Origin of the sequence: Metasolibacillus meyeri (genome assembly GCF_003049505.1) — a bacterium.
Classification (GTDB): Bacteria; Bacillota; Bacilli; order Bacillales_A; family Planococcaceae; genus Metasolibacillus; species Metasolibacillus meyeri.
Genome location: NZ_PYWN01000155.1, coordinates 1 through 17,206, shown reverse-complemented (window position 1 = coordinate 17,206; position 17,206 = coordinate 1). Strand labels below are relative to the sequence as shown.

Annotated in this window: 18 protein-coding genes and 1 riboswitch; of the genes, 4 read left to right on the top strand and 14 right to left on the bottom strand. The window is 38.5% G+C overall.

The features are described 5' to 3' along the window. The 4 genes from C9J34_RS18595 to C9J34_RS18580 form a co-directional block, all read right to left on the bottom strand. The coding region (locus C9J34_RS18595) for a hypothetical protein (RefSeq protein WP_153062655.1) at positions 1-414 on the bottom strand (414 nt) is incomplete at its 3' end. A gap of 182 nt (positions 415-596) precedes the next feature. Next, positions 597-1,868, bottom strand: a complete 1,272-nt coding sequence (locus C9J34_RS18590; protein ID WP_107841676.1) for a nucleobase:cation symporter-2 family protein — start codon at positions 1,866-1,868, stop codon at positions 597-599. A gap of 23 nt (positions 1,869-1,891) precedes the next feature. Beyond that, entirely contained in the window at positions 1,892-2,464 is a 573-nt protein-coding gene (locus tag C9J34_RS18585; RefSeq protein ID WP_107841675.1) for a xanthine phosphoribosyltransferase, read from the bottom strand. A 116-nt stretch (positions 2,465-2,580) separates the two neighbouring features. Beyond that, positions 2,581-2,682, bottom strand: a riboswitch (purine riboswitch). A 53-nt stretch (positions 2,683-2,735) separates the two neighbouring features. Next, positions 2,736-3,431 carry an RNA 2'-phosphotransferase gene (locus C9J34_RS18580; RefSeq protein WP_107841674.1) on the bottom strand — a complete coding sequence of 232 codons (696 nt, stop codon included), beginning with the start codon at positions 3,429-3,431 and terminating at the stop codon, positions 2,736-2,738. A 142-nt stretch (positions 3,432-3,573) separates the two neighbouring features. Between C9J34_RS18580 and C9J34_RS18575 the strand changes: the two genes are divergently transcribed. Continuing rightward, the gene (locus tag C9J34_RS18575; RefSeq protein ID WP_238600708.1) at positions 3,574-4,770 is read left to right on the top strand and encodes a CynX/NimT family MFS transporter; all 1,197 of its coding nucleotides are present in this window, start codon (positions 3,574-3,576) and stop codon (positions 4,768-4,770) included. Between the two features lie 63 nt (positions 4,771-4,833). Beyond that, positions 4,834-5,388, top strand: coding sequence for a restriction endonuclease (locus C9J34_RS18570; protein WP_107841672.1), 555 nt, complete (start codon positions 4,834-4,836; stop codon positions 5,386-5,388). 133 nt (positions 5,389-5,521) lie between these two features. On the opposite strand, the gene C9J34_RS18565 is transcribed toward C9J34_RS18570, so the two are convergent. Further along, positions 5,522-6,238, bottom strand: coding sequence for a toast rack family protein (locus tag C9J34_RS18565; protein ID WP_107841671.1), 717 nt, complete (start codon positions 6,236-6,238; stop codon positions 5,522-5,524). Positions 6,239-6,351: 113 nt separating this feature from the next. Further along, positions 6,352-7,386, bottom strand: coding sequence for a nitric oxide synthase oxygenase (locus C9J34_RS18560; protein WP_107841670.1), 1,035 nt, complete (start codon positions 7,384-7,386; stop codon positions 6,352-6,354). A 167-nt stretch (positions 7,387-7,553) separates the two neighbouring features. Here C9J34_RS18560 and C9J34_RS22110 point away from each other — a divergent pair, with 167 nt between their 5' ends. After that, the gene (locus C9J34_RS22110; RefSeq protein ID WP_193769077.1) at positions 7,554-7,700 is read left to right on the top strand and encodes a hypothetical protein; all 147 of its coding nucleotides are present in this window, start codon (positions 7,554-7,556) and stop codon (positions 7,698-7,700) included. A 45-nt stretch (positions 7,701-7,745) separates the two neighbouring features. Here the strand turns inward: C9J34_RS22110 and C9J34_RS18555 are convergent, their stop codons facing one another. From C9J34_RS18555 to C9J34_RS18530, 6 genes are all read right to left on the bottom strand, one after another. Beyond that, a complete protein-coding gene (locus C9J34_RS18555; RefSeq protein WP_107841669.1) occupies positions 7,746-8,642 on the bottom strand; it encodes a hypothetical protein in 897 nt (298 codons plus the stop codon). Continuing rightward, entirely contained in the window at positions 8,639-9,112 is a 474-nt protein-coding gene (locus tag C9J34_RS18550) for a sigma-70 family RNA polymerase sigma factor (protein ID WP_107841668.1), read from the bottom strand. Before C9J34_RS18550 ends, C9J34_RS18555 begins: the two co-directional genes overlap by 4 nt. A 171-nt stretch (positions 9,113-9,283) precedes the next feature. Then, positions 9,284-10,240 carry an agmatinase family protein gene (locus C9J34_RS18545; RefSeq protein WP_107841667.1) on the bottom strand — a complete coding sequence of 319 codons (957 nt, stop codon included), beginning with the start codon at positions 10,238-10,240 and terminating at the stop codon, positions 9,284-9,286. Further along, positions 10,237-11,505 carry an imidazolonepropionase gene (gene hutI, locus C9J34_RS18540; RefSeq protein WP_107841666.1) on the bottom strand — a complete coding sequence of 423 codons (1,269 nt, stop codon included), beginning with the start codon at positions 11,503-11,505 and terminating at the stop codon, positions 10,237-10,239. The genes C9J34_RS18545 and hutI overlap by 4 nt, the downstream gene beginning before the upstream one ends. 4 nt (positions 11,506-11,509) lie before the next feature. Further along, positions 11,510-13,171, bottom strand: a complete 1,662-nt coding sequence (gene hutU, locus C9J34_RS18535) for a urocanate hydratase (RefSeq protein WP_107841665.1) — start codon at positions 13,169-13,171, stop codon at positions 11,510-11,512. 15 nt (positions 13,172-13,186) lie between these two features. After that, positions 13,187-14,521 carry a YjiH family protein gene (locus C9J34_RS18530; RefSeq protein ID WP_107841664.1) on the bottom strand — a complete coding sequence of 445 codons (1,335 nt, stop codon included), beginning with the start codon at positions 14,519-14,521 and terminating at the stop codon, positions 13,187-13,189. 151 nt (positions 14,522-14,672) lie between these two features. On the opposite strand from C9J34_RS18530, the gene C9J34_RS18525 reads away from it, so the two are divergent. Then, a complete protein-coding gene (locus C9J34_RS18525) occupies positions 14,673-16,130 on the top strand; it encodes a response regulator transcription factor (protein WP_107841663.1) in 1,458 nt (485 codons plus the stop codon). A gap of 76 nt (positions 16,131-16,206) precedes the next feature. Here C9J34_RS18525 and C9J34_RS18520 read toward each other — a convergent pair whose 3' ends face one another. Together C9J34_RS18520 and C9J34_RS18515 are read right to left on the bottom strand one after the other, a co-directional pair. Further along, the gene (locus C9J34_RS18520) at positions 16,207-16,731 is read right to left on the bottom strand and encodes an SMI1/KNR4 family protein (RefSeq protein WP_107841662.1); all 525 of its coding nucleotides are present in this window, start codon (positions 16,729-16,731) and stop codon (positions 16,207-16,209) included. A 124-nt stretch (positions 16,732-16,855) separates the two neighbouring features. Continuing rightward, positions 16,856-17,110 carry a hypothetical protein gene (locus tag C9J34_RS18515; protein WP_107841661.1) on the bottom strand — a complete coding sequence of 85 codons (255 nt, stop codon included), beginning with the start codon at positions 17,108-17,110 and terminating at the stop codon, positions 16,856-16,858. Positions 17,111-17,206 lie beyond the last annotated feature (96 nt).

The following is a 17,206-nucleotide window of genomic DNA, read 5'->3' as shown; positions in this document are numbered from 1 at the left end:
CCCTAATGCTCCTGGCGACACTGTCCCTAGAAGAAATTTTGTATTAGCCCCACCACTTAAACTCGCTTGTAAATTCGTAATGACTCCTGCTCCTACTTTAGTTAATGTAATGTCTTGTTGAATGGCATCTCGTTGACTAACATTATAACCCTCTGTCAAATTGGTAAAAGTAACTGAGTCTGGGGATACGGTAAAGGTTGGGTCTGTTGCAGCAATTTTGATAACTGGAGCCTTTGCTGCTTGTAAATCTCTCGCATCTTTATTACTTTCAACTACTGATTGTTTCTGTAACTGTGTTACCATTATAGGTCCTTCAATATTTACGAAAGCATTTACTGTAGAGCTTTCTGGTAATCCAAGCATCCCTATAAAAAACACAAAGCACAATGTACTTAACAGTAACTTTCTTCTCATGAATTTCTCCCTCCTTATTCTATTGTAAATGTATTTCCATCAAAAATAATAAATTTTATACCCTTAACAGTCTTATAATACAACAAAAATACCAATATTAACAGACGGAATTTTCAGATTATTAAAAAATAAAAACTGCCCTAAAACCTAGGACAGTTTTCCACTTTCTTTTATATGCAACCTTACTTTTTACGTCCAATCATATTAAAAACGATATTAAGGACAATCGCTGTAACAGCGCCACAGACAATTCCGTTCGATGCTAAATCATTCAAGCCAAATTTTGAAGGTAACGCTACAAACAGCTCTGGTACAACCGATACACCGATACCTAGTCCAACCGAAATGGCTACAATCATCGCATTTTCCATTGATTTTGCGATTTCAGGTGCTAGCATTTTAATCCCTTGTGTAATAACCATACCAAACATCGCTAGCATTGCTGCACCTAGCACAGGGTATGGGATAATTGTCGTCAATGCTGCAAGCTTTGGTAAAAAACCTAGTGCCACTAACATCCCGCCTGTAATAAAAATAACTTTGCGGTCACGTACACCTGACACTTGAATTAGACCAACATTTTGTGAAAACGTCGTATACGGGAAAGCGTTGAAAATCCCACCAATAATAGAAGCCAAACCTTCTGAACGATAGCCTTTTGCTAAATCCTTTGATGTTAATCGCTTATCACAAATATCGCTTAAGGCATAATAAACACCTGTCGATTCAACAAGCGATACCATGGCCACTAAAGTCATTGTAATAATGGCAGATATCTCAAATGTTGGTGTTGCTAAATAGAAGGGCATTGCCACATGTAACCAGGATGCTTCGATTACTGGTGTGAAATCAACTTTTCCTATAAATATCGCAATCACCGTTCCAATCACTAATCCTAATAATATAGCGATTGCACGAATGAAACCTCCAGAAAAACGATAAATCAATATAATAATTAGTAAGGTAATAAAGGCTAAACCAACATTGGAACTTGATGCAAAATCAGCCGCCCCTTGTCCACCACCCATATTGTTAATAGCTACGGGAATTAAGCTAATCCCAATAATTGTTACAACAGAACCAGTAACAACAGGTGGGAAAAAGCGTACTAATAAACCAAAAACACCTGAAATTAAAACTATAATGACACCTGAAGCGATAATTGCACCATAAATTGCTCCTAGTCCACTTGATGAACCGATTGCAATAATCGGTGTTACCGCTGTAAATGTACAACCAAGTACAACAGGTAAACCGACACCGATATATTTACCTTTCCATACTTGCAATAATGTGGCGATACCGCACATCATAATATCAATTGCTACTAAATATGTCATTTGTGCTGGAGTAAAATTCAGTTCAGCCCCGATGATTAAAGGCACTAAAATTGCTCCTGCATACATGGCAAGTAAATGCTGAATACCTAATGTTGTTGCCTTAAAGCCATTCATAAAAAATTTGACCTCCTACAGTCCTAATCAAAAAATTCGACTTTACCGTTTGCTAACGATTTAATATTTGCTAGTGATTCGATACGTAAGCCTTGCTGACGTAACTGCTCGCCACCTTTTTGGAAGCCCTTTTCAATGACAATTCCTGCACCAACAATATGTGCGCCTGCTTGCTGCGCAATATCTAATAAGCCCTTTAATGCTTCTCCATTTGCTAAGAAATCATCAATAATGATGACGCGATCATCTGCTGATAAGAAATTTTGAGAAACGGAAATTTCATTTACTTCATTTTTTGTGAAGGAATGTACTTTTGCTGAATATAAATTATCCGTTAACGTTAACGATTTACGCTTACGAGCAAACACGACTGGTGCACCAAGCACTAAACCTAAAAATGTCGCAGGTGCGATACCAGAAGATTCAATTGTTAACACCTTTGTAATAATTTCATCGCTGTAGCGATTTGCAAGCTCCTCCCCTACTTCCTGCATTAACATAGGGTCAATTTGGTGATTTAAAAAAGAATCCACCTTTAACACAACATCTGATAATACTTTGCCTTCTTGCTGAATTTTATCTTTTAAAAGCTTCATTCTAAAGCTCCTCCTTTTGAAATAATAAAAAAACTCGAAAAGCTACCCCCTTAGCGAGAAGAGCCTTTCGAGTTGAAAATTACTGAAAGAACATATAACAAAAAATAGGCATAGCGCCTTTTGTTATTTCTTCTCATAGTCGACCTCTTTACGGGATGTCGGTAGAAACTTACGAGCCATATTCTCGTCATTATATGAGTATTAAGAACGTTCCAATTATACGTAGCTATACGCCCGAATGCAAGAGCAGAAAAGCAAATATTTCTTCACACTATTTTCCTGTGGCATTAAAAATAGCTTGTAGTTTATCTTTAAACGCTTGAAATGCCTTGCCTTCTTTGCCGTAGTAGCTCATACTACGACATGCTAAAATTTTCACGGTATTGCCATTTTTACAATTTAGCTCTGCAAAAATACCTAGCTCCTCTAATTCCTGCACTTTGCTCACCTTGCTATAATAATCAGTTAATTGCTCTGCAAAGTTTGCTCGAAATTGCTGTACTGCCTCTGTGCCTTGCAGAATGATAAATCGCGGCTGAAATTCCTCCACGACTTCTTGAAAAATAACTTGTCCTCTTTTATATAAATCAGGCGCTTCCTTATGTACTCGTTTTAATTCCTGTGCTCCTTGTATTTGCAAAGTATTGATATACGTAGCAATTGCATGTTCATCTAGCTCTTGCTGTAGCCATTCCATAAAATAAGTCATTCCAAAGTATTCACGTGACTTCTGCTTCATTTCATAGCCATACATTTCATCAAATAACAAGCCATTTACCAACGCATCAATATAAACACGCTCATCTGTCGTATCGCTTTCAATTTTTGGTGCAGCAAATGCACCTACTACAAATATGGATGATTTATACGGATTGCCATCCACCTGAAATGGTCGAAATGCTAGTCGCGCATCGTCATCCGTCACCCATGCTTTAATTTTTTTATAAAATCCTGTCGATACTGCCATCTGCTTCACTTCCTTCGAACAATGATTGCTTGCATTTTAGCATATTTTCACCATCTTTTCCTAGCGTACATAAGCAACCTTTTAGAAATCCATTTCCACTTGCTATATAATGAGGTGATTATGCGCTACGAGGAGGATGGTTATGGGTATGAACTCATCACATCAAACAAATAAAAAAATTACAAAGCAAACATGGCTTTTCGTCATAGCTATTTTTCTTATCGCGACAACATTACGTACACCTCTCACTGTTGTAGGACCTGTTATTCCTTTTATTCGCGATGATTTAGGGATTTCTAATGGGCTTGCAGGCTTTTTAACAACGATTCCATTATTAGCATTTGCAATTATTTCACCATTTGCTGCACCAATTGCACGTAAATTCGGGATGGAGCATACGCTGTTTTATTCTGTCATTTTACTAGCAGCAGGCATTATTTTACGCTCTATAGGCTTTACAAGCTTGCTTATTGGTGGTACAGCATTAATTGGAATCGCCATAGCCTTTGGCAACGTGCTTATTCCTAGTTATTTTAAGTTGAAGTTCCCTTTACATATCGGACTTTTAATGGGTATTTATACAGTATCAATGAACGCTTCTGCTGGATTAGCTGCTGGTATAAGTCACCCTATTGCTGCAGCATCGACAGGCTGGCAAGGTGCTCTTAGCTTTTCTGTTATTCTTTGTGTTACAACGATGATTGCATGGTTCCCTTTACTACGTAGCAATAAGGTAGAGGCAATGACGCCCAGCGCTAATCAGCAACGTACAAAGCTTTCCCGCTCTGGTCTTGCTTGGGCTGTCGCTTTAACAATGGGACTACAATCTTTCTTTTTCTACTCTTTAGCTACATGGCTACCAGAAATATTTGTATCACAAGGTATCGCACCTGAAAATGCAGGCTGGATGGTTACAATTATGCAGTTTGCACAAATTCCAATGACTTTTATTATGCCGATTATTGCAAGTAAGCTTTCTTCTCAGCGACCTATTACGATATTCTTTATAATTTGTTATTTCATTGGTTTTACAGGACTACTGTTAGAATGGACGAGCTTAGCAATTGTTTGGATGATTTTCCTCGGCTTCGCAGGTGGTGCTTCCTTCGGGTTATGTATGATGCTTTTCACTTTGCGTACAAATACAGCTTATGAAGCCGCTCAATTATCTGGCTTCGCCCAATCAATTGGTTATTTGCTAGCGGCCATTGGACCTACCGCACTAGGCTACATCCACGATATAACGGATAGCTGGTATGTTCCAAATATGATTTTTATAGCTGTCACAGTTTTGCTTTTCATCACAAGTATGATCAGCTCGCAAAACCGTACAATCTAATACGAACATTTGTACTTTTTTGTGTTATAATGAAAGGTATCATTATAGTAAGGAGTACACATTTTGAAAAAAAGAAAGAAAAAACGTAAAAAAAGCTTATTAACTTCATTGCTTCAATTATTATTAGTAGCCGCTGGTGCTGCTGGTTGGTATTTTACAAAAACGTGGGAAGGCATTGTCACTGCCATTGTGATTTATTTCGTTGTCATTATTTGCTGCACAATTTGGTTTAAAACGAGGCGACTTGCTCGTTTACGTAGAGCAGGAATTAAAGAAGTCGATACGATGACCGGAGAGGAATTTGAAAAGTTTTTAGGGCAGTTATTCAAACGTCGTGGCTATAAAGTGTCTTATACTGCTACTTCTGGTGATTACGGAGCTGACCTTATTTTAAAGGATCGCAAAGAAATTATCGCTGTACAAGCGAAGCGCTATAGCGGCACAGTTGGCGTAAAGGCCGTACAGGAAATTATTGGCGCAGTCAAAATGTATAATGCCACAGAAGCATGGGTTGTAACAAATAGCCGTTTTACAAAGCAGGCTATCAAGCTGGCAAATATTAATGATGTTTATTTAATTGACCGTGAAGAACTGATTGACCTAATTCTGAAAAAATAAAGCGTAGTCCTATAACAGAGATATTTTTCAAGCCTTTTAAGTGCTGTGTGATTTACTCTTTAAAAACCTCAATAACTGCCAAGAAAGTGGTGTGGTGTGCTAACCTACTTTCTTGGCAGTCCATCTCAGCCTACTATTTGTCTAATTTGAATGTTACATCACCGATGCCCATTTCAACGTTGATATTAATTGTCACATCTTCCTGACCATAAGCTTCATTAACATATACGCCTTTCTCTTGAGCGATAAAGCCAGCGATATCTACAGTACCAATCCCTTTTTCTACTGTAATTTTCACCCCTACTGTTGATGGTAAAATAACAGTTGTTTTGCCAACACCTGATTCAATTGTTGTATCAAAGCTTTTCGCCCAATCGCCACCTAAGTTGACAGTCAAATCGCCGATACCTGTATCAATGTCTAAACTTTCAAGTTGTAGTCCTTGTAAATCAAGATTTGCCACGGCTGCACCTGTTTTCACATCTAAGTTCATCGGAACATCTTCATTCAGCATTAGTTTCCAGTTACTTTTTACTTCTGATAGCCCTATGCCTTTGCCACCTTTTTGCTCAATCTCTACTTTACCCGTTTGCCCTTTTAGCTTATAGCTTACTTGTGGAGCTAATTTTTTATTATTATATTGCGCAGTGCCCTCTACCCATTGTTGTGCGCCTTTTTCAACTGTTACTTCTCCTAGCCCAAGGTCAATATCCACATTTAAATTTGTTGCTTTATCTTTTTCAACTTCAATCGACTCTTCTTTAGTTTTGCCTGGTATAAAAGAAAAACACCCTGCTAACATCATGACTGAAGCACCTACTACTGCACCAAGTATTATCATTTTTTTCATTCTTAATATCCTCCTTCTACATACTGTATATGTTATCTTTAGTATATAGAAGTAATGTTTTCCTCAAAACCTTCTTACGTTGGAATTACTACTAAGCCTCTAGACTGATATGGTTAAAATGGAGACTTTTGATAAAAGTAATTTGGCTTTTTTATTTCATTGGAAATTGGCTTATGAAAAATATGTGTTGTTGCTGGAGACAAAGGTGGAATTAACCATGTCCAATTGCCTGTTACTTCACGGTCCGCTGCTTCTTCCTGCTGCTCAAAAAGCTTAAATTGCTGTGCAGCTGTATGATGATCGACGATGCTAACCCCCGCCATTTTAAAGGAGTGTAGCACTGCAATATTAAGTTCCACCAAGGCCCGATCTTTCCACAGTGAACTGTTTGATTCACGCAGAATACCCATTTTATCCGCAACAGCAGGTAGCATATTGTAGCGTTCCACATCGGCAAAATTACGCGCACCAATTTCTGTCCCCATATACCAACCATTAAATGGCGCAGCAGTAAACTCAACTCCACCACAGCTAAAGCCCATACTCGAAATAATTGGCACAGCATACCATTTTAATTGTAACTCTGCGAAGTTATCATATTCTGGATGTGTCATTTCAACTTCTAGTACATGCTTTTTCGGAATCTCAAACCATTTCACTTCGCGCTCATCTACTTGAATAACCAAGGGCAATAAATCAAAATTTGTTCCAGCTCCCTGCCAGCCAAGCTCCATACACATTTTCGTAAACTGTAGTGAATCCGAATCGCCAATAATACCATTATCCGTCTCATAACCGGCATAACGAATCAGCTGGTGGTTCCAAATACGCACACGCTCTGGAGCAAAAACGGTTTGTGTCGGGCGAATTTTCCCATCATTCGTCGCAAAATCAATATGACGTAGCAATGCCTCGAAAATCGCCTCTTCCTCTATCAAATGACGCTCATCAAAAACGTGCAATGATTGCCAAAATAGACGTCCAATGCATTTATTGCTATTGCGCCATGCCACCCGCGCACCAAATGTTAATTCCTCTGTCGTTAGCTGATACGGCTTCTGTTGAAGTCGCTCCGCTAACCATTCATCTGTTTTTTGACATTCTTTTTTATATAAATTGAAAAAATTATACATTTCTTGTTGATTCATCGTTCCATCCTCCACTCTCTTCAATTGTAGAAGAAGTAGAAGCGGAAACCAATGCACTTCACGCTAGATAAAACATGTATTTTTCATGCATGACTAAATTTGGTCAAAATAAGAGGTTAATTGATAGTTACATATTTATCAATTATGATAAAAAAGGGGGGATGAATTTGGCAATAGTATGGATTATTTTAGGTATCATCCTATTTCTTATTGGGTTTTTAACACCTATTAGTAGCCTGTTTACACTTCCTATTAGTATTGCATTAGTCGTTTGGGGGATTTTTTTAGCTGTTAAGAATAGAAAGATTGTATGAAGAACAAGCGCGAGCTGTCTGAAATTAAGATTCAGACAGCTCATTTCATTGCTCTGGCAAAAAATTGACTAGCCAGACGCCCTCTACTTTCATTAAACCAAAGAAAGACTCTTTGTTCGGCGTAAAAATATAGGCATCCTGATTCTCTTCAATCTTTACGTAGAGAAATGTATTTTTAAAGGCTGGATTGCTGCTTACATCATGTGAAGCTTGGTTGAATTCTTCAAATGTTGGCTTAATCCCCTCTTCGTGAATTAATTCATACTTTACGCGCACATTATTTTGCTCTATTGCAAATTGATATAATTGAAAAATTTCGTGAGGCTCAAGATTCTGGAGTAAAGCTCTGTCCCGTCTCTCTGAAAATTGGCTATATATTTCTTCAAGTTTTGCATCTAATAAAAGTTTGCTATTCTCATCCAAAGTAAGTTCGAAAGTAAATAAATTTTCATAAGGAACCCCCATCTGAAATGTCCCTACATTGATAACGGAATACGCGTCTTCCACTCTTTTTAAACCTTTAATATAAAAATTAGCATGAACGGAGCCGCTTTCTCCTCTAAGATTCAGCATATTGCGTAGCACTTGCTCCATATTGTCGGAAAACATAAATTTAGTCGAAGTCGTAATCGCCTCTTTTAATTCTGAATAAGCTTGAAGCGAATCTTCATTTGCTCGAAAATAAAATTCACCTTTCTCATAATAAATCATGCCATATAAATCACCTTCGAAGTTTGGCAAATCGGCAGTTTTATCCGTTACAATAAGCTGTATCAGCCCAAAGAGTACGACACAGCTTGTCAGTAAAATTGCTGCAATAGAAAATGAATTATGTTTGGATTTACTTTTTGCATTGGTGTGAATTTGCTTTTTCGTATTCTCAATAATTCTTTTTTTGCTATCTTGCATTGCCTCAAAGCGTTTAAATTGCCATCTGCTCATGTGAAATCAACTCCATTCAATTTTTCTTTCAAGAGCTCTTTACCTCGTTTTAATCTAGATTTCACTGTACTCTCTGGCATCGCTAAAAGAGCTGCAATTTCCTTTGTCGTAAACTCTTCAAAATAATAATATGTAATCGTCTCTCTAAATTTTAATGGTAGTGCTAGTACCTCTTCCTCTAGTGGTGAGGATTCATAGTAGGTGTCATCCGACTTTAAAATAGGTAGCTTTTTATATAGAATGAGCTTTCGATATGCCCAGCTTTTTAAATGATCCTTGCATTTATTCGCCGTCATTTTGGCTAGTAGTGCCTTTAATGCCTCATGCTCCTGATGATTGTAGCTGTAATAATATTTAATAAAGATTTCCTGCACAATATCTTCAGACGTTTGCACATCCTTTGTGTAATAATAGGCGATGCGAAATAATAGGTCGGTATATTGATTCATAACATCTTCTAAACGATACATTGTCAGCCTCCCTTCAATACTATAAACGATTCTCAGCGCCGAAAAAGACGAGTTATTTTTTTATTGGCGGTTTTTGGGATTCTATTGGCGCTTTTGGCTAGTTTATTGGCGAATTTCCCCGTTTTATTAGCGGTTTTCATGACCATAAAAAAATGAGAGACAAAATGTCCCTCATTTTAAATGAATATAACGTGAGCAGAGTGCCGTCAAAAACGCATAGGTTACAGCCTTCACTGTTTGTAGCTCGCTTGTATCACGCTGTGGGTCAATGCACACAAAATCCATCGCACGCACCGCATCGTATTTGCCTACCTCATATAATAAATCGAATAACTCGTCTGTCCGCATACCACCTGGCGTAGAAGCAGGCACACCTGGAGCGTAAGCAATATCTAACACATCAATATCGACCGTTACATAAACGAAATCGACCTTGTCTTGCAATTCCGTCATTACCTCAGCGATTTGCTGCTGTGCTCCTTTGCGACGCATCTGCTTTAATGTAATCATATTGACACCATAATGCTTGGCTGCCTCAATTAAAGATGGCGCATTATAGAAGCCATGCAAGCCGATATTGTAAACATCCTCCCCTTGTACAACACCAGCCTCCAGTAATTGGCGAATTGGTGTACCGTTTGATGGACCACTCGATAAATCACGCAAATCTAAATGTGTGTCAAATTGCAAAATACCTACGCGTTTCCCTTCACTTAGCGCACGCACAAGCGGCGCAGTAATGGAATGGTCGCCACCAATTGATACATAAAAGCTTTGTGGATGACGCGCCATCACTTCTTGCATCGCATCTCGAATATTATGATGGCATTGCAAAATATCTGTCGTATGCATTTTGACATCGCCAATATCAGCGACACGCAAAGCACGAATATCGACTTGCTCATCAATATAATACGTTGTGAATAGCTCCCAGCTTTTGCGAAAGGCGTTTGGAAACTCTGAGGCTGCCGACGCACTAATCGATGAGCGTGATAATGGCACACCTAGCACAACGACTTGTGGCTCCTCTGTTATTTCAGCTATAGGACAAATCCAATCCTTCACTTTTATATCCTGTCCGTCTTGACGCTGCCATTTAAAGCTTGGCTGTACAATGACCTCACTCATACAAGAACGCCATCCTTCACCACAACTTGGCCGCCTTTAATAACGGTATTTGTATGATTCATGCCGTAAAAATATTGCATTTGCTTATAGTTTGGCACGTTTAAAATAACGATATCCGCTTTTTTCCCAGCCTCTAAGGAGCCAACTTCATCACCACGATTAATTGCATATGCCGCATTAATCGTTGTTGCTGTAATCACTTCCTCCATTGTCATGCCCATATTTAAGCAAGCCAAGTTTTGAATAAATGGTAAGCTAATTGTCGGTGAGGAACCTGGGTTAAAGTCTGTTGAAATGGCTACAGGCACACCTGAATCAACCATTAAACGCCCTCTTGCAAATGGTGCACGTAGGAAGAAGGCTGTTCCTGGTAACAGTACAGCAATCGTACCAGCCTCCGCCATGCGACGAATGCCCTCATCCGAAGCAACGAGTAAATGCTCCGCTGAAATTGCGCCAACCTCAGCCGCAAGCTCCGCACCTTCATATGGCTCAATTTCATCCGCATGAATTTTCGGCGTTAAGCCTAGCTCTTTACCAGCTAATAAAATGCGACGTGATTGCTCTGGTGTAAAGACACCATGCTCGCAAAAGACATCATTAAATTCAGCTAAGCCTTGCTCTGCTACTTTTGGCAGCATTTCTTCGATAACAATATCAACAAATTTATCGCTATTCTCTTTGTATTCCTTTGGTACAGCATGTGCACCCATAAATGTAGAGACAACATCAACCGCATGATTTTCTTGTAGCTTTTTCGCAACAGTTAATTGCTTATATTCTGTTTCCCAATCAAGACCGTAGCCTGATTTTGCTTCAACTGTTGTAATACCATGTTTTAAAAACGTGTTTAAATGTGCATATGTCTTATCATATAGCTCATCAAAGCTTGCCTCACGCGTTTTTGTCGTTGTGTAATGAATGCCACCGCCTGCATTCATAATTTCCATGTATGTTGCACCGTTCAAACGCATATTGAATTCATTTTCACGCGTGCCACCATGCACTAAATGTGTATGTGCATCAACAAAGCCTGGTAAGACGATTTGTCCTTTTGCGTCGATGATTTCTGCGCTTTCTACTAATTCCTTATGGCTATTTTTTAGCTGCTCAAGGGGAGCAATCTCAACGATTTTCCCCTCAGCCACTAACACAGCTACGTCTTGTAGCACATTGATTTCTGCCATTTCTTCTTTCACACGAGGTCCTTTTTTCTCGCTCGCTAATGTCACGACTTCATTTGCATTGATAATTAATAACGCCATTTTCTCAGTCCTTTAACATCGGCATTTGTACGCCTTTTTCTTTTGCTGTGCGAATTGCAATATCGTATCCTGCATCGGCATGACGCACAACCCCCATACCTGGGTCTGCTACTAATACTCGTTTAATTTTTTCCGCTGCTAGCTCGCTGCCATCTGCTACAAGCACTTGGCCTGCGTGTTGTGAGAAGCCCATACCTACGCCACCACCGTGATGTAAGCTTACCCAACTTGCCCCACTCGCTGTATTGACAAGAGCATTTAATAACGGCCAATCTGACACTGCATCCGTACCATCACGCATACCTTCTGTTTCACGGTTCGGTGAAGCAACAGAGCCTGAGTCTAAATGGTCACGTCCGAACACGATTGGTGCTTTTAGCTCACCGCTTGCTACCATTTCGTTAACGCGTAATGCGAAGCGATGACGGTCGCCATAGCCTAGCCAGCAAATACGTGCAGGTAGCCCTTGCCATTTCACCATTTTTTGTGCCATATCAATCCAATTCACTAAGCCTTCATCATTTGCGAACATTTCCTTCGCTAATGCATCTGTTTTGTAAATATCCTCTGGGTCACCGGATAACGCAGCCCAACGGAATGGACCTTTTCCTTCACAGAATAGTGGACGAATGTACGCTGGTACGAAGCCTGGGAAATCAAAGGCATTTTCAACACCCATTTCCTGCGCATATGCACGAATATTATTGCCGTAGTCGAATACTTCTGCACCCTTCTCTTGGAATTCTAACATTGTACGCACATGCTCCGCCATCGTTTCCTTCGCTTTTTGCTCATATGTTTTCGGGTCAGCCTTGCGCAGTGCAAATGCTTCTTCTAATGTCATGCCATTCGGTACATAGCCATTAATTGGATCATGCGCTGATGTTTGGTCTGTTACGAAATCTGGAATAATACCACGATTTAATAGCTCACGGTTGACATCTGCACAGTTGCCTACAAGTCCGATTGACGCAGGCTCATTTTTCTCGCGTAGCTCGTTCACTAACGCAATTGCCTCATCTACTGTTTCCACTAAATAATCACAATAACCCTCTTTAATTTTACGCTCAATTTTCGCGCGCTCTACTTCTACTACTAAAATCACTGCGCCCGCCATTTTACCTGCAAGTGGCTGTGCACCACTCATGCCGCCCATACCACCTGTTAAAATGAATTTTCCACGTAAGTCTGCTGAACCGAATACTTTTTTACCAGCTTCTACAAAGCTTAAATACGTTCCTTGTAAAATACCTTGTGCGCCAATGTAAATCCAGCTACCCGCTGTCATTTGTCCATACATCATTAAGTCGCGCTCTTCTAACTCATAAAACTTATCCCAATTTGCCCATTGTGGCACCAAGTTAGAGTTGGCAATTAATACGCGTGGTGCATTTTCATGCGTGCGGAATACTGCAACAGGCTTCCCTGATTGCACGATTAATGTTTCATCATTTTCAAGCTTCTTTAATGATTCGATAATTTGCTCATAGCTTTCCCAGTTACGTGCCGCTTTACCAATACCACCATAAACAACTAGCTCATCTGGGTTTTCCGCTACTTCAGGGTCAAGGTTGTTCATCAGCATACGCATTGCTGCTTCCTGTGTCCATCCTTTACATGTTAATTCACTACCTCTTGGTGCTTTAATGCTTGTTTTAAAAGTCATTTTCAATCTCTCCCTTTAAAATAATAAAAATGCAATTGGTGTTACTAAAATTAACGTTAAAACTACGCGCTCAAACCAAATAATAATCATTTGACGAATAGATAACGGAATGTCTGTTGATAAAATAACTGGAATAACGGCTGAGAAAAATAGAACTGCCGATATGGATACAACTGCCACGATAAATTTAGTAACCATCGCAGCTTGTGTCACTAATAATGCTGGTAAAAACATTTCCGCAATCGATAGCGATAAAGCTTTTGCGGTTAACATTGGATCTGGTATTTGTAATAAATATGTGAATGGTACAAAAATATAAGCAACAATATCAAAAACAGGTGTATACGTTGCTAATACGACGCCTAGTAAACCAACCGACAAAATAGAAGGAATAACCCCCATCGTCATAATTAGCCCATCCTTTAAATGGATGTATAAGTTTTTCAATAGTGGCGGGTTTGAGTCAACTGCCACCATCGCTTCATGCCATGCTGTTTTCAAACGGTCCTTACGCACAATGACTTCAGGCTGTGGTGTCGAGCCCTCATAGCAATCGTTACTCATAGAGCGCAATGGATAAATTCTCGCTGTGATAGCGGTTACAGCGAAAGTTATAACTAATGTCACCCAGAAAAAGGCATTCCAATATTCCATTAAATCAAGTGTTTTCGCTACAACGACCATAAAAGTGGCAGATACTGTTGAAAACCCTGTAGCGATAATAGACGCTTCTCTTATCGTATACTTGCCCTCTTTAAATACACGATTTGTTAATAATAACCCTACAGAATAGCTTCCTACAAAGGACGCAACTGCATCAACTGCTGAACGTCCTGGTGTTCTAAACAACGGCTTCATCACAGGCTGCATAAATACGCCTATAAACTCTAATAAGCCGTAGCTTACTAGTAATGCTAAAAAAAGAGCACCAATTGGAATCAAGACACCTACAGGCTTAATCAGCTTTTCCATTAAAAATGGACCGATATCTGGGTTAAATAACCAAGCAGGACCAAATCCAAAAATTAGCATAGTTCCTGCAACTAAACCACCGATTTTAAAAATGGATAATACGATATCAACTTTAGACTTTTTCCACTTCCCTGTAACAAAAGGATAAAATGAACCGAGAACTAAAATTAATATAATATAAACATTAATTGCTTGTGGTGCATTTGTCGAAAGAAACGTGACAATATGATCAATTAAAATAGATGACTTCCCTTGCCATTCAAACGTCACAAAGAAACTAAATATCCCAATCAAACTGCAAACAATCATTTTCACAGCTTGTTTAGGACGAAACCCTATTAACTGCTGCTGATTTTCTGTTTGTTGATTAGTTGTCATTCTATCCCCCCTTGCTTCCACTTTAAATTTCTTTCAATTCTGAATAAATGGATTTACATTGCACAATATAGTACTATTTAAAGAAATATGTACCTATTTACGATTAAAAATAGAAATATTATTATAAATATTACTTATTAAAGGAGATAACATGCGAATTTTATTAATTGACCGTGATGTTGAAGAGGCTAGAGGCATTCGTTGGTATATAAAAAATTACTTCCCTAGCCATGTTGAGGTAGAGCATGTACAGGATACCGCACAATTGCAAATTTCACTGGAAACCTTGCAGCCCGATGTCGTTATTCTAGAAATTGAAATGCTTACACCCTCCATCGAAAAGCTGTTACTACGTTACCAGCCACGTATTATCGCTTTAACAGCACAGCCGATTTTTCAGCATGCAGCGAAGGCCATTCAATTACAGGCGACACAGCTCTTTGTCAAACCGATTCCATTAGAGCAATTAAAGGCGACATTACTCGCTTTAAATATCGATCGTGCCACACCTTCAGCCTCTGAACAATCAACGGATATACAGCTATATGTTGATTTATATTTAAAAAAACCAACAATCATTGATGTCAGCCAAAAACAATTTTTCATTATCGAGCCATCGCATTTTGAATCAAATTTACAGCTTTATCAATGGTTTATCGAGCTGCATTTATTTCAGCAAATGACGGCTTTACCGCTACAAAATCGCATTATTTGTGTTGTTGAAAATATTGAACGCGATGAATTATTAAAGCAGCTTCGTTTGCTTATTCAGGAATGGCATATTGTTAGCTCACAATATATGAACATTGCCTTATACGATGGAGGCAATGCGACGCTACGAGATATGTATGATGAGGCAAAAAAGGTGCTCATTCAGCGCTTTTACAAAGGCTATGAGCATATTTTTCTTAGCTCTGAGCAATTTTCAATTGTTAGGCTTGACCCGTTATTAACACCTGAAGAGCAGCAGCTATGGATTCATAGCTTGGAGGAGAAAAATACAGCTACAATTAAAGCATTTTTATATCAACTAGCAAAGGCAGATACATTTTATCATCATGATGATGTACGCATTCATTTGACAAGCGTGCTCGCCCAACTACGCCGTTATATGATGAAATATCATTTGCAGCAGCAGACGTCTATTGAGGCAGATTACCGTAAGCTTTTCCATCTTATTTTGGAGGGACCAATTTTATATTCGATTTTGCAGGAAATGCTGCTGTTTACCCAAGCATTAATAGACGCTGTTGAAAAATCGAAGGAGCAGCTCAAGGCGGATTATAGTGAGCTGGCAGTGGAGCTCATTCAGCGCGAATTTAGCGATAGCACGTTAAATTTGCATGCTGTCGCCCAGCAACTTGGCATTCACCCTAATTATTTAAGCACGCTCTTTTCGAAAAAGCAGGGCATTCCTTTTAAGCGTTATGTGCAAAATGTGCGCATTCAAGCGGCATGTAAAGCGTTGTTAGAAACAGATGCCTCCATTACAGAAGTTGCCCAATTAAACGGCTTTGAGGATGTTAATTATTTTATTAAAGTATTCAAACAGCATCAGGGCACAACGCCATATCGTTATCGAGCGAATAATCAAGCAGTACAAAATTAAGCAGCTTGAGCCCAATAATATTCAGAGCTCCAGCCGCTTAATTTCTTTTTATTATTTCGATGATCTACATTCAAACTTACCATAACCAATACCTAGCGCCTTGCGCAACAATAAATCGATCAAGCCAAGTTTCAAAATTCATAGGTAATCTTTGAATATCCCCTACTTGCACATAAATTAAATAATCCTCTTCTCCATTCGCCACTTTTTGCGAGTCAATGAACATATAGTCACCATATCCTCGATAAGCGCCAATCATTACCCAGCTTTTATCATACGCACCTTGATAATATATATTTGTTTTATATTCATCTATATAATTTTGCATTTCATGAATTGTATAGATTTCAAAGTAATCCAGACCAAGACCTTCATTATTAAATAATTTCGCTCCATGACTGTGCTTTAAAAACGAACACAGTGCTTTTGGTAAAACATGATGTGGGTTTTTTAAAGAGAATGTTTCTAGTTCTTGGTTTGAGATTGGACTATTCCAATCGAATGTTACATTTAAAATTTCCCCATTTTCCATTTGTACAGTTAGACGATTCTTTTGTTCTAGTCTTTTCATTAATGATGTCAAAGTTAATTCAATAGACATGTTAAATTCACCTAATTTTTAACTTAAATTATATTTTCTCTTATAAATTAATAGGATTTTTTATTTTCCAACCATCTATAGGAACATTATTTTATTCATGCATGCGCTTCAAATTTCATAATGATTAGACAGCTATGTGGATTGAAGTAGGCTCTTTTAAAATAACATTACCTTCAAGTTCCCCAATGCCTTTAATTATAAGTCGATTCCCAATATGTATAGGTGGTTCATCCAAAAATAGTTCTATCAATTGTACATCTCTGAAATTATTTTCAAACGTAGTAAAGACAGGTTTATCAATAAAATATTCTTTGTTATTTACGCTTAATTTTAAAAAATTGTGATGTATTGCCTGCATATTTAATTGGGTAATATTCATTGGGTCGAATCCCACTATTTTAATGCTACTTGAAATAGTTAGCTTGTATATTATATTTAAGGTTTTTATCTCTCGATGTTTTATAGGATGACCTTA